Origin of the sequence: Massilia orientalis (genome assembly GCF_030411975.2) — a bacterium.
GTDB classification, from domain to species: domain Bacteria; phylum Pseudomonadota; class Gammaproteobacteria; order Burkholderiales; family Burkholderiaceae_D; genus Telluria; species Telluria orientalis.
The window spans coordinates 179425-192427 of record NZ_JASNRB020000001.1 but is presented as its reverse complement, the minus strand read 5'-3'; the positions used below and the strand labels follow the sequence as shown (position 1 = coordinate 192427).

At 68.0% G+C, this 13003-nt stretch carries 12 protein-coding genes; 8 read left to right on the top strand and 4 right to left on the bottom strand.

Going from position 1 to position 13003, the window contains the following annotated elements:
- The first annotated feature begins 1 nt into the window (after window position 1).
- The 5 genes from QPK29_RS00810 to QPK29_RS00790 all read left to right on the top strand — a co-directional run bounded on the left by QPK29_RS00810 (window position 2) and on the right by QPK29_RS00790 (window position 4949).
- Complete coding sequence (locus QPK29_RS00810) at window positions 2-1339, top strand: glycoside hydrolase family 1 protein (protein ID WP_371769308.1); 1338 nt, start codon at window positions 2-4, stop codon at window positions 1337-1339.
- 94 nt (window positions 1340-1433) lie between these two features.
- Window positions 1434-2675, top strand: coding sequence for an amidohydrolase family protein (locus QPK29_RS00805; RefSeq protein ID WP_371769307.1), 1242 nt, complete (start codon window positions 1434-1436; stop codon window positions 2673-2675).
- Window positions 2676-2684: 9 nt separating this feature from the next.
- On the top strand, window positions 2685-3590 hold the full coding sequence (locus QPK29_RS00800; protein WP_371769306.1) for an alpha/beta hydrolase: 906 nt from the start codon (window positions 2685-2687) through the stop codon (window positions 3588-3590).
- 51 nt (window positions 3591-3641) lie between these two features.
- Complete coding sequence (locus tag QPK29_RS00795) at window positions 3642-4616, top strand: LysR family transcriptional regulator (RefSeq protein ID WP_082577497.1); 975 nt, start codon at window positions 3642-3644, stop codon at window positions 4614-4616.
- Window positions 4617-4649: 33 nt separating this feature from the next.
- Window positions 4650-4949: an antibiotic biosynthesis monooxygenase family protein gene (locus tag QPK29_RS00790; protein ID WP_056125375.1), complete on the top strand. Its 300-nt coding sequence runs from the start codon at window positions 4650-4652 to the stop codon at window positions 4947-4949.
- A gap of 6 nt (window positions 4950-4955) precedes the next feature.
- Here the strand turns inward: QPK29_RS00790 and QPK29_RS00785 are convergent, their stop codons facing one another.
- The gene (locus QPK29_RS00785) at window positions 4956-5771 is read right to left on the bottom strand and encodes an IclR family transcriptional regulator domain-containing protein (protein ID WP_371769305.1); all 816 of its coding nucleotides are present in this window, start codon (window positions 5769-5771) and stop codon (window positions 4956-4958) included.
- Between the two features lie 131 nt (window positions 5772-5902).
- Here QPK29_RS00785 and QPK29_RS00780 point away from each other — a divergent pair, with 131 nt between their 5' ends.
- The 3 genes from QPK29_RS00780 to pcaF are packed head-to-tail and all read left to right on the top strand — an operon-like array spanning window position 5903 to window position 8428.
- Window positions 5903-6568: a 3-oxoacid CoA-transferase subunit A gene (locus tag QPK29_RS00780; protein WP_056125379.1), complete on the top strand. Its 666-nt coding sequence runs from the start codon at window positions 5903-5905 to the stop codon at window positions 6566-6568.
- Window positions 6565-7212, top strand: a complete 648-nt coding sequence (locus tag QPK29_RS00775; RefSeq protein WP_371769304.1) for a CoA transferase subunit B — start codon at window positions 6565-6567, stop codon at window positions 7210-7212. Before QPK29_RS00780 ends, QPK29_RS00775 begins: the two co-directional genes overlap by 4 nt.
- A gap of 13 nt (window positions 7213-7225) precedes the next feature.
- Complete coding sequence (gene pcaF / locus QPK29_RS00770) at window positions 7226-8428, top strand: 3-oxoadipyl-CoA thiolase (protein WP_371769303.1); 1203 nt, start codon at window positions 7226-7228, stop codon at window positions 8426-8428.
- Window positions 8429-8430: 2 nt separating this feature from the next.
- Here the strand turns inward: pcaF and QPK29_RS00765 are convergent, their stop codons facing one another.
- The 3 genes from QPK29_RS00765 to QPK29_RS00755 form a co-directional block, all read right to left on the bottom strand.
- Window positions 8431-9558 (bottom strand): alpha/beta hydrolase, encoded by a 1128-nt coding sequence (locus QPK29_RS00765; protein WP_371769302.1) that lies wholly within the window; start codon window positions 9556-9558, stop codon window positions 8431-8433.
- Between the two features lie 17 nt (window positions 9559-9575).
- Window positions 9576-12284: a TonB-dependent receptor domain-containing protein gene (locus tag QPK29_RS00760; protein ID WP_371769301.1), complete on the bottom strand. Its 2709-nt coding sequence runs from the start codon at window positions 12282-12284 to the stop codon at window positions 9576-9578.
- A 132-nt stretch (window positions 12285-12416) separates the two neighbouring features.
- Entirely contained in the window at window positions 12417-12920 is a 504-nt protein-coding gene (locus tag QPK29_RS00755) for a MarR family winged helix-turn-helix transcriptional regulator (RefSeq protein WP_371769300.1), read from the bottom strand.
- Window positions 12921-13003: the final 83 nt, after the last annotated feature.

The window sequence follows — 13003 nt, the reverse complement described above, 5'->3', positions numbered from 1 at the left end:
CATGAATCACGATGCACGCCGCCGCACCATCCTGGGACTGGGCACGGCACTCGCCGGCGCCGCGCTGCTGCCGGCCGCCGCGCACGCCGCTGCCTCGCGGGGAACGTTCCCCAAAGGCTTCCTGTGGGGCGCCGCGATTGCAGGCCACCAGGCGGAGGGCGATAACGTCGCGAGCGACGCCTGGCTGCTGGAAAACATCCAGCCGACGGAGTTCAAGGAGCCGTCGGGCGCCGCCGTCGACCACTACCGCCTGTACGACCGGGACATCGCGACCCTGGCGAGCCTCGGCCTGAACACGTTCCGCTTCTCGGTCGAGTGGGCGCGCGTGGAACCTGTGGAGGGCATGTTCTCGGTGGCGGCGCTTGAGCATTACCGCGACGTGCTGCTGTCCTGCCGCAGGCACAAGGTGAAGGCGATGGTGAGCTTCAATCACTTCGTCACGCCCGCGTGGTTCGCGGCGCGCGGCGGCTGGGAAGCGGACGATTCCGCGCAGCTGTATGCACGCTATTGCGACAAGGTCGCGCGCCACCTGGGCGACCTGATCGACTATGCGACGACGTTCAACGAACCGAACCTGCCGCGCCTGTTGTTCGGCATTCCGGGTCCGCTGTCCGGCATGGCCGACAACCCGCGCATGAAGGAAATGCTGGCGAAGGCCGGCCAGCTGGCGGGCACGGGTAAATGGTCGTCGTGGATCTTCGGCGATTTCGCGACGATCGAGGCTGGCCTGCTGAAGGGCCATGCGGCTGCGTACCAGGCCATCAAGGCCGTGCGCCCGCAACTGCCCGTCGGCTTCTCGATCGCGATCGCGGACGACCAGGCCGTCGACGGCGGCGAGGCCATGCGTGACCGCAAGCGCGCCATCGCATACGAGCCGTGGTTCCGCGCGATCGCGGAGCACGGCGATTTCATCGGCGTGCAGACTTATACGCGCGAATTGATCGGGCCCGACGGCGTGCGGCCGCCGCCCAAGGATGCGACGTTCACGTCGGCGCACATGGAGTACTACCCGCAGGCGCTGGAGGCCACGATCCGCTACACGGCGCAGCACGTGAAGGTGCCGATCTACGTGACGGAAAACGGCATGTCGACGGACGACGACAGCCAGCGCATCGCGTACATCCGCTCGGCCGTGGGCGGCGTCGCGAACTGCCTGAAGGACGGCATTCCCGTGAAGAGCTACATCCATTGGTCGCTGCTGGACAACTTCGAGTGGATCTTCGGCTATGGCCCGCATTACGGCCTCATTGCCGTGGACCGCGCGACGATGAAGCGCACGGTGAAACCGAGCGCCCGCGTGCTCGGGCAGATCGCGCGGGCGAACGGCATCGCGGCGTGAAAGGGCGATAGCAGGTATCGCCAAAATGGGCTTTGGCCGGATGGGGTCCGGCCGCTACGCTAGGCCTATCGAATGAACTACAGGGAGACACAACGTGGGCGGTATCATTTTTGAAAACGTAAGGATCTTCGACGGCAGCCAGATGCGCCCGGGGACCGGCGCGGTGCGCGTGGAAGTCAACCGCATCGTCGAGGTGGCGGACGGCACGCGCGGCATCACGGCGCTGGCCGGCGACCGCGTGATCGACGGGCGGGGCAGCACATTGATGCCCGGCCTCGTCGAGGCGCATGCGCATCTGTCGTGGCCCAGCTCCGTCGAGCGCTTCGTGCCCGGCATGGCGCTGCCGCCGGAAGACCTCGTGCTGACGACGGCCCGCAACGCGCGCATCCTGCTCGACCATGGCTTCACGAGCGCCTATTCGGCGGGTGCGCTGAGCAAGACGGTCGAGACGGTGCTGAACACCTTCATCACGAGCGGCGGCATGCCGGGGCCGCGCCTCGTCGCGTCGTCGATCGAGCGCGAACCCCCGACCATCGAGGAACTCGATCCCGGCAAGGTCGCGGAGCACGGCCGCGGGCCCGACGCCGTGCGCGCCTTCGTAAAGGACTGCGCCTCCATCGGCGCCAAGTCCGTCAAGTTCCTGCTGTCCGGCGAGGATGCGCTGAAACCGGGCGCATCGCAACAGCTGATGTACACGCAGGAAGAAGCCGATGCGGCCGGCGAGCAGGCGCGCGAATCGGGCGTGTGGCTCGCGTGCCATGCGCAGGCGTCCGACGCCGTCAAGATGGGGCTGCGCGCGGGCTTTCGCGTGCTGTACCACTGCACGTACGCGGACGAGGAAGCGCTGGACATGCTGGAAGCGCGCCGCGACGACGTCTTCATCGCGCCGGCCATCGGCATCATCCAGGCGACCCTGGACGCCGCGCCGCCGCCGCACTTCGACATGAGCCACATGAAGAAAAGCGCGGCCGAGGTGCTGGAGCTGCAGAGAAAGCTCGTGCCGGAACTGCGCCGGCGCGGCCTGCGCGTGCTGCCGGGCGGCGACTACGGCTTCCCGTTCAACCCGAACGGCCGCAACGCGCGCGACCTGGAACTGTTCGTGAACCTGCTGGGGTACACGCCGGAAGAGGCGCTGTCCGCCGCGACCCTGCTGGGCGGCGAGCTGATGGGCATGGGCGACGAGCTGGGACAGGTGAAGCCCGGCTTCCTTGCCGACCTGCTGCTCGTCGACGGCGATCCGACGCAGGACGTGACGATCCTGCAGGACCGCAAGCGCCTGCGCGCCATCATGAAGGATGGGCGCTTCCACAAGGATCCGGCGCTGGCCGCGCTGTAAGGAGGTCGAATGACGTTGAGCGACAAGCATCTGGAGATCCTGCGCGCGGTCCGCGCGGCCGGCCCCGTGATCGATCCGCCGGCCGCGAAGGCGCTGTATGCACCGCTGCTGGAAGGCATGCCGCGCGGCGCGGAACCCGTGCGCGACGTCGTCTACGGCGTGGAGGAGCGCCATCGGCTGGACGTATACCCGGCCGTCGGCGCGGGCGGGCCGGTGCCCGTCGTCGTGTTCCTGCACGGCGGGGGCTTCATCCGCGGCGACAAGGCCGACCGGGAAGCCGTCGGCCATTATTTTTCACGGCATGGCGTGGTGGCGGTACTGCCGAATTACCGTCTCGGGCCGCGCCACCGCTGGCCGGCCGGGGCCGAGGACGCGGCATCCGCGCTCGCGTGGGCGCGGGCCAACATCGCGCAGTACGGCGGCGATCCCGATCACATCGTGCTCGCGGGAGAATCGGCCGGGGCGGCACACGTGGCGGCTGCGACGCTCATCTCCCGTTTCCATCCGCCCGAGGGTTTGAAGATCGCGGGCGCGTTTCTCGCGTCCGGCGTGTACAACGCGGAACTGGAATACCTGGCACGCGCGCAGCTGGGCATCGCGACGCCGGACCCGCGCAACGAAGCCTACTTCGGGACGGACTTCGCGGCGTACCGCGCGATGTCGACCGTGGAGCTGGTCGATGCGGCGCCGTTCCCGCTCGCGATCACGTATGCGGAACTGGACCCGATCCAGATGCAGGCGCAGGCGGGCGAGTTGTTCGCGCGGCTCGTCACGCGCCACGGTTTCCAGCCGCGCATCGGGGTCGTCGCGAACCACAATCACCTCAGCCAGGTCTACGCGATCAACAGCGGCGACGACGCGCTGGCCGCGCCCTTGCTGGCCTTTGTGCGTGACAGCCGCATGAAAACTCCATAAAGTAAAGGATCAAACGGCCGCACGAGCCATACGATAACAAGGAGACAACCGATGCGTTTCAACCGCCTGGACCTGAACCTGCTGCTGGCGCTCGACGCGCTGCTGGAGGAACAGAACATCACCCGCGCGGCGGCCCGCGTGAACGTCAGCCAATCCGCGATGAGCGGCATGCTGGCGCGCCTGCGCGAATTCTTCGAAGACGATTTATTGGCCGCCGTCGGCCGCAACATGGAACTGACGGTGCTGGGGCGCCAGCTCGTCGGGCCGGTGCGCGACCTGATCCTGCACGTGCACGCGACGGTCGGCATCCGCGTGTCTTTCGATCCGGCGCGCGAGACGCGCTGCATGAAGATCATGGTGTCCGATTATGCGACCGAGGTCTTCCTGAACCAGGTGGTGGCGCGCGTGCTGCGTGACGCGCCCAACATGACGCTGGAACTGGTGCCGCTCGCGGACGACGCGGCGGAAAAGCTGCGCCGCGGCGAGAACGACTTCCTCATCATCCCGCGCAACTTCCTCGACCCCGAGCATCCGCAGCGCACGCTGTTCGAAGACCATTACTGCGCCGTGATCTGGGAGGGCAATACGCAGGTGGGCGACGTCCTCGACGCCGGCACGTACGAGCGCCTGTCCCACATCGCGCCGATGCTGGGCCGTCCGCGCTCGCCGACGATGGAAGAGCTTCTGCTCCAGGCACTGGGCGTCAAGCGCCGCATCCGCGTGATCACCAGCGATTTCTACAGCATGGCGACGGCGCTCGTCGGCACGGATCTCGTCGCGACGATGCACACGCGCCTTGCGCTCGCGTGCGCGCGGCGGCTGCCGATCCGCGTGCTGCCGCTGCCGTACGACCTGCCGCCGCTGGCGGAATGCCTGCAATGGCACCGCTTCCAGGAAAACGACCCGTGCCACATCTGGCTGCGCGGCGTCATGCTGGAAGTCGCGCGCGGCCTGCCGACCAATGCCGAGCTGCCGATGGCGCCGTTCAGCTTCAATGCCATCGAGACGGCGCGCGCGGTGGCATAATCGGTGCATCCCTCAACCATCGAAAGGAAGCATATGGTCGTCGAAAGCGCTGAAATCCTCGTCAAGGCCGGCATGGAAGAACAATTCGAAGCGGGCGTGCGCGCCGCAGCGCCGCTGTTCCAGCGGGCGCGCGGGTGTACCGGCATGCGCCTGCAGCGGGGCGTGGAGAACCCGCGCGCCTACCGCCTGCTCGTGGACTGGAACACGGTCGAGGACCACATGGTCCACTTCCGCGAGAGCGACGATTTCCAGGAATGGCGCCGCCTCGTGGGCCACTGCTTCGACGGCGCGCCCGTCGTCACGCACTACGCGGCGGCCGTCGACGGTTTCTGACAGCCGTCAGGGCAGCAGCATCGCGAGTTCCTGCGCGCCCTGGCGCAGCACGGGCAGGAACTCTTCCACCATGCGTTCCGGCGTCACGCGCGCCGCGTGCGCACCCACGTTCAGCGCCGCCAGCACCTTGCCCGACGCGCCGCGCACCGGCACGGCGATCGAGCGCAATCCCAGTTCCAGTTCCTCGTTGTTGACGGCGTAACCGTCGCGCCGCACCTGCGCGAGGATCTCGCGCAGCGTGGCCGGATCCGTCACGGTGCGCTCCGTCTTGGGCGTCAGCGTGGTGTGCGCCAGGTACGCGTCCAGCTCGTCCGGCGGGAGGTGCGCGAGCAGCACGCGGCCCAGCGAGCTGCAATACGCCGGCAGGCGGCTGCCGGCGGACAGCGACACCGACATCACGCGCGACGTCGCCGCGCGCGCCACATACAGCACCTGGTCTTCTTCCAGCACGGCGAGCGAGCTCGATTCGCCCAGCGCCTTGCTGACGCCGTTCAGGCATGGCTGCGCGGCGGCCGTCAGCGGCGTCGACGATAAATACGAATACCCCAACGTCAACACCTTCGGCCGCAGGCTGAAATTGTTCAGTTCCGCGTCCACGTAGCCGAGCTGCCGCAGCGTGTGCAGGCAGCGGCGCACGGCCGCGCGCGGGATGCCGGTCTGCTGGCTGATCTGGGCGATGGTCTGCGGCTTGCGCGAGTCGGCGAATGCGCGCAGCACGGCGAGGCCGCGCGCGAGCGACGTCATGAAGTCGGGATCGGCGAGGGCGTCGATTTCTTCCGCGATGGTGAGCGGGGCGGCTGGGGTCGAGGGTGTGGATGACATGGCGGAATTCTAATCGATGGGGACGGGTTGTCAGGAAGCGCTTGACGGCCGGCGTGGCGCGGGCGTACACTTTTTGTGCGGTAGACGAGCATGTGTTCGATAATCGCACATTAGAGACAAGGTGACAACCCATGATCGACAAAACCTGTGACTCGCTGGAGCGGGCCGTGGCCGACATCCACGACGGCGCCACCGTCATGATCGGCGGTTTCGGCAACGCCGGCATGCCGTCCGCGCTCATCGACGCGCTGATCGCCCACGGCGCCCGCGAGCTGACCATCGTGAACAACAACGCCGGCAACGGCGACACGGGCCTGGCCGCCCTCATCAAGGAAAAGCGCGTGAAGAAGATCGTGTGCTCGTTCCCGCGCCAGTCCGATTCCTGGCATTTCGACGCGCTGTACCGCGCCGGCGGGATCGAGCTGGAGCTGACGCCGCAGGGCAACCTGGCGGAGCGCATCCGCGCCGCGGGCGCCGGCATCGGCGGCTTCTTCACGCCCACTGGCTACGGCACCCTGCTGGCCGAGGGCAAGGAGACCCGTGTCATCAATGGCCGCAACTACGTGTTCGAGACGCCCATCCACGCCGATTTCGCGCTGATCAAGGCGCTGCGCGGCGACCGCTGGGGCAATCTCGTGTACCGCAAGACGGCCCGCAACTTCGGCCCGATCATGGCCATGGCCGCGAAGACCACCATCGCGCAGGTCGCCGAGATCGTGCCGCTCGGTGAACTCGATCCGGAAGCGATCGTCACCCCCGGCATCTTCGTCCAGCGCGTCGTCAAGGAGGCAGCATGAACACCCGATACACCCGCGACCAGATGGCCGCGCGCGTGGCGCAGGACATCCCGGAAGGCGCCTACGTCAACCTGGGCATCGGCCTGCCCACGAAGGTCGCCAACTACTTGCCGCAGGAGAAGGAAATCTTCCTGCACAGCGAGAACGGCCTGCTCGGCATGGGATCGGCGCCCGCTCCCGGCGAGGAAGACGAAGACCTGATCAACGCCGGCAAGCAGCCGGTGACGCTGCTGACGGGCGGCGCCTATTTCCACCACGCGGACTCGTTCGCGATGATGCGCGGCGGCCACCTGGACATCTGCGTGCTGGGCGCCTTCCAGGTGTCGCACACGGGCGACCTGGCCAACTGGCACACGGGCGCGCCGGATGCGATTCCCGCCGTCGGCGGCGCCATGGATCTCGCGATCGGCGCGAAGCAGGTGTTCGTCATGATGGAACACCAGACGAAGACGGGAGAAAGCAAGATCGTCGAGCGCTGCACGTATCCGCTGACGGGCATCGGGTGCGTCAGCCGCATCTACACCGACCTGGCCGTGCTGGACGTGACGCCCGAGGGCCTGCGCGTGCGCGAGATGGCGCCCGGCATCACGCTGGCCGACCTGCAGGCCGTCACCGCCGCGCCGCTGCTGGCGCCCCTTGAATAACAGGAGAATGAACATGACCGACGCATTCATCGTCGACGCCATCCGCACCCCCGTCGGCCGCTACGGCGGCGCGTTGAAGGACGTGCGCGCGGACGACCTGGGCGCCATCCCCATCCGCGAACTGATGCGCCGCAATCCGGACGTCGACTGGTCCGCCATCGACGACGTGATCTACGGCTGCGCCAACCAGGCCGGCGAGGACAACCGCAATGTCGCGCGCATGGCCGCGCTGCTGGCCGGCCTGCCGCAAGAGGTCCCCGGTTCCACCGTGAACCGCCTGTGCGGCTCGGGCCTGGACGCCGTCGGCAGCGCCGCGCGCGCCATCAAGAGCGGCGAGGCCCGTTTGATGATCGCAGGCGGCGTGGAATCGATGACGCGCGCGCCGTTCGTGATGGGCAAGGCGGAATCCGCGTTCTCCCGCAGCGCGAACATCTACGACACGACGATCGGCTGGCGCTTCCCGAACCCGCTGATGCACAAGCTGTACGGCACGGATGCGATGCCGGAGACGGCGGAGAACGTGGCGGACGATTACAAGATCTCGCGCGCGGACCAGGATGCGTTCGCGCTCGCGAGCCAGGCCAAGGCCGCGCGTGCGCAGCAGGACGGCACGTTCGAGCAGGAGATCGTGCCCGTGCTGATCCCGCAGAAGAAAGGGGATCCCATCCGCTTCGCCAAGGACGAGCACCCGCGCGAGACGAGCCTGGAAGCGCTGGCGAAGCTGAAACCGGTCGTGCGGCCGGACGGCACGGTCACGGCCGGCAACGCCTCGGGCGTGAACGACGGCGCCTGCGCGCTGCTGCTGGCGAATGCCGAGGCGGCGGCGCAGTACGGCTTGAGACCGCGCGCCCGCATCGTCGGCATGGCGACGGCCGGCGTGGCGCCGCGCGTGATGGGCATCGGCCCGGCACCCGCCGTGCAGAAGCTGCTGGCGCAGACGGGCATGACGCTGGACCAGTTCGACGTGATCGAATTGAACGAAGCGTTCGCGTCGCAGGGCCTCGCCGTGCTGCGCCTGCTTGGCCTGCGCGACGACGACCCGCGCGTGAATCCGAACGGCGGCGCGATCGCGCTCGGTCATCCGCTCGGGATGAGCGGCGCGCGGCTCGTCACCGCGGCCACTTACCAGCTGGAGCGGACCGGCGGCCGCTTTGCCCTGTGCACGATGTGCATCGGCGTGGGGCAGGGGATCGCGCTCGCGATCGAGCGCGTTTAACATCAATCGCGGAACAGCAGCGGCGCGAAGCGGGCCAGGTACAAGCGCCAGTTGGCGTACGTGTGCCCGCCTTCCGTCTCCAGTTCCTGGTAGCGCATGCCGTGCGCGGCGAACATCTTGAGCATCGCCTTCGAATTGTCGCGGGCGATGTCGGTCTTGCCGTAGCCGACCCACAGCAGGCGCTCCGTCTTCGCGGCCTTGTCCATGTCCTTGCCGTGCAGGCGTTCGACGTCCGGCCGCATTTCGGGGAACCATCCGGAGCTGAAGATGCCCACCCACGGGAATTTGTCGACGTAGGCCAGCGCGATGTTGCCGGTCTGGACGCCGCCCATCGACAGACCCGCGATGGCGCGGTCGCGGGCGCGCGGCGAGGCGGCGTAATGCGATTCCACGTACGGGATGATGGTCTCCATCAGGTCGCGCGTGAACGGGTCGTTGCGCGCGTCCGCGCTCATCGCGGTCATCGCGCCGGCGATGCTGCCGTCGGCCGCCGGCACGTGCCCGGCCGGCATCACGACGATCATCGGCTTTGCCTTGCCGGCCGCGATCAGGTTGTCCAGGATGAAGCCGGCGCGCCCGACCGTGCTCCAGTTCTCGTCCGAGTCGCCGCCGCCGTGCAGCAGGTACAGCACCGGATACGGTCCCTTGGCCGGCGCGTATCCGGGCGGCGTGTACACATGCATCCGGCGCGGCGCCGTGAACACCGGGCTGCGGTAGCTGACGACGGCGACGGCGCCGTGCGGCACCGGCTGCGCGTCTTCGACGGCGATGCCCGGCACGTGCAGCAGGCTTTGCACGCGCGTCTGGCTGCGCGTCGCTTCGGTGTTGCGCGGGTCGACGACGTCGACGCCGCCCACGCGGAACGTGTAGCGGTACGTGCCCGGCGCGATGCCCGGCACGTCCACCGACCAGACGCCGTCCGCGCCCTTCGCCAGCGGCATCGCTTTTCCGTATTCGAGCATTTCGCCGGTCAGCTGCACGGCGTCCGCGTCGGGCGCATGGACGCTGAACACGGCCCGGCCGTCCGCTACCCGCGGCGAGACGAGCGTGTCGTTGGGCGAGGCCGCGTGCGCAAAAGTCGCCGGCAGCAGCGCCGCGGCGAGGAGGGTGCGTAAGGGTTGTCGAAGCATGAGGGTCTCCACGGGTTTCAGAAGTGCTTGTTGAGCGAGAGCGACACGATGCGTCCCACCGGGTTGGTCAAGGTCGGGTCGAAACCGCCGCCGCCGTTGCTGCTCTGCGCGATGTTCACGAACGGCGGGCGGCGGTCGAACAGGTTGTTCACGTTCAGCGCCAGCGTCGTGTCCTTCAGGAAGCCGGCGTCGAACCGGTACGCAACCTGCGCGTCGACGGTTGTTTGGCTCGCCACCTCCTGCAGCGGCGCCGCCAGGTTGTTGTCGTAGGCGTTCTGGTAGTTCACGTAGACGTTGGCGTTCCATGCATCCAGGTTCCAGGTCGACGACAAACGTGTCTTGAAGCGCAGCGGATTATAGATCCGGTTCAGCTGGTCGACGAGCGGGGCCCCGGACGTCACCGCCACCTGGTACTTCGTGAAATACGTGCCGCTCGCGCCGAAGCCGAAATCGCCCAGGTCGCCGGCGGGCACGCGCGTGCTGGCCGTGAAGTCGACGCCGCGCGCGAGCGACTTGCCCAGGTTGTTGGCGCTGCCGTCGACGTACAGCGTCCAGTTCTCGGGCAACACGCCGAAGGCCGGGTATTGCGCCTTCATCTGGGCCACCATGGCGGCGGACGGGTTGCGCACGATGATGCCGGTGCCGGCGAACTGCGCTTCGCGGTTCAGCAAGGTCAGGTCTGACAAATAGCTCGTCACCTGGTTCTCGTACTTGATGTCGAAGTACGTCAGCCCGAGCTTCGTATGGTGGCCGAACGCCGGTTCCCAGTCGATGCCGAGCGACTTCGTGGTCGCCGTTTCCGGCTGCAGGTTCGGGTTCGACGCCGACCGCGCGACGCCCACGCGCAACGCGCCGCCGTTGGCCGGGTCGGAATAGTTTTGCACGAACAGCGCGCCGCGGCCGTTGTTGACGGGCGTGTTCACCTCGGCCAGCAGCGGCGCGCGGAACGACGTGCCATAGCTGCCGTGCACGACGACGCCTCGCACCGGCGCCCAGTTGAAGCCGACCTTCGGATTGTTCGTGCTGCCGACGTCGCTGTAGCGGTCGGTGCGGGCGGCGATGTCCAGGTCGAGCCGGTAGATGCCGGGCATCGCGTTGGCGGCGCCGACCAGCGGCACCGCCAGCTCGGCATACAGGGACTTGATGTTGCGTCCCAGTTCCATGCTGCTGGCGATGGGCGCGTCGGTCGTGCCGAACGTCGAGCCGACGTCGGTGCGCAGGCGCTGGTATTCGAAACCCGCCGCGGCGCGCACGCTCCCGCCGGGAATGGCGAACAGGGGACCGTCGGCCTTGACCTGCGCATTCTGGAAGATCGTCTGGCCGGGGGCGATGAACAGGCCGTTCGCGATCCCTGCGAGCGTGGCCGGGTTGTTCGGGCCCCCGAACACGTTCAGCGCCGTCGCCGGATTCGTGTCCGCCAGCGCGGCCGCGACGGCGCCGCTGTTCAGGCCATGCACGGTCGCGGACTGGTCGTTGTTCTTGCCCCACGTGTAGAGGGCACCCGCCTTCCAGCCGGCGGCCAGCGTCTTGTCGATGCCGACGGTGGCTTCGAACGAGCGCGAATAGCCGGTGGCGGTGTCCGGCGCCAGCTGGCCGGCGAACGACAGCGCGACGTCCTCCGCCGTGCCGGCCGGCGCGCCCGCGGGCCGCACGTAGAACGGGTTGCTGTTCGGGACGGTGACGGTCGACGACGGCGAGCCCGGTTGCATGCGGTATGTGCGGCGTGTGGCGAAGCCGTCCGCGTACAGCGCGTAGCCGTCGCCGAGGTCCTGGTTGAACGTGAAGGTGGCGCTGTTGCGCTCCTGGCGCGGCAGGATGTCGGCGTACTGCAGGTTGTCGCACTTGTTGACGGTGCCGGCGGCCAGGCTGCCGGCGTTCGCGGGCGTGACGCCGCCGGACGGAATCGCGTACGACGTGCCGCCGATGAGGATATTCCCGGGCGCGCATTGCGTGGAACGGAAGTCGCCGCCGCCGCGGGCGCGCAGGTCGCCCCGGAAGAAATCGCGATCGCGCCCGTTCAGCGCCGTATGGACATCGTTCTGCACGGTGGCGACGACGTGGCCGCCGCGCCACCGGTGTCCCAGCAGCGCGCCGACCTGGTGCTCGTGGTAGCCGTCCGCCGTGCCGTAGCGTACGAAGCCTTCCGCGCCTTCGACGTCGCGGCGCAGGATCAGGTTCACGACGCCGGCCACCGCGTCCGAGCCGTAGATGGCGGAGGCGCCGTCGGCGACGATCTCGACGCGCTGCAGGGCCAGCATCGGAATGATCGACGGATCGATGCCGGAACCGGTGGTCCCCTGGGGCACGACGCGGTGGCCGTTGACGAGCGACAGCGTGGCATAGGGACCGATGCCGCGCAGGTTGACCGACGACCCATAAGTGATGTTGCCGGCGCCGCCCGCCTGGCCGCGCGACGATTCGGACACGCCGAGGTTGAACACCTGCGGCACTTCCTGCAGCAGATTGGCGGTGCTGACGGCGCCCGATGCCTCGATGTCGCCGCGCGTGAGCGACACCACCGTCGAGCCGACCGGCGCCACGCCGCGGATGCGGCTGCCGGTGACGACGACCTGCTCCGGCTGCTCGCCGTTGTCCGGTGCCGCCGGCGCCGTCTGTGCCTGCGCGCCCGCGGCCATGGCGGCGCAGGCACAGAAGACGGCGAACGCGACGCCGGACCGGCGGGGAAAGGTGTGCGTGGACTTGATCGTGCGTGCCGCGTTGGCCATCCTGTGTCTCCAATTAAAGTTATGAAATATACTAATTTCATTCTATAACTAAAAATCGGAGGTTGTAAAGTTGGTTACGGCGCGGTCCGCGGACGGAAGCGCCGATGTTCGACGATACGGAAGCGCGGGTCCTTACACGTCGTCGGAGGCGGCGGGAAGTGCCAGCGGCGCGCGGCTTTGTTCGTTGTTGCCGTTGACGAGTTTGGCCAGCAGGTGCATGAACACGTCCTGCTCGCGCGCGCTCAGGGGCGCCAGTATCCGGTCGCGCAGGCGCTGGGCGCCCGGTTCCAGCGCCGCCAGCAGGCCCGCGCCGGCGGGCGTGATGGTCAGGGCGCGCTGGCGCCGGTTATGCGGAATCACCTCGCGTAGCAGAAGGCCCTTTTCTTCGAGCCGGGCGCAGACGGTGGCGCCGGTGGAGGTGTCGATGGCGGCGAGGCCCGCCAGCGAGACCTGGTCGATGCCGGGATGATCGGCCAGGCGGCTCAGGATCGCATACTGGACCGGCGTCAGTTCGCCGCTCATTTCGTCATGGAAGAGGGACACCGAAATCTGCTGGGCGCGGCGCAGCAGGTGGCCGGGGTGCTGGTACAGGTCGAGCGACGATCCCTGATCGTCGGGCACGCGTTTGCTTGGCATGTTGAGGGCTGCTTCTGGTGCGGCGCACCATCGAAATAATCCGGATCACCAGTTTACTTCGGCATCGATGCGCGCGATACTTT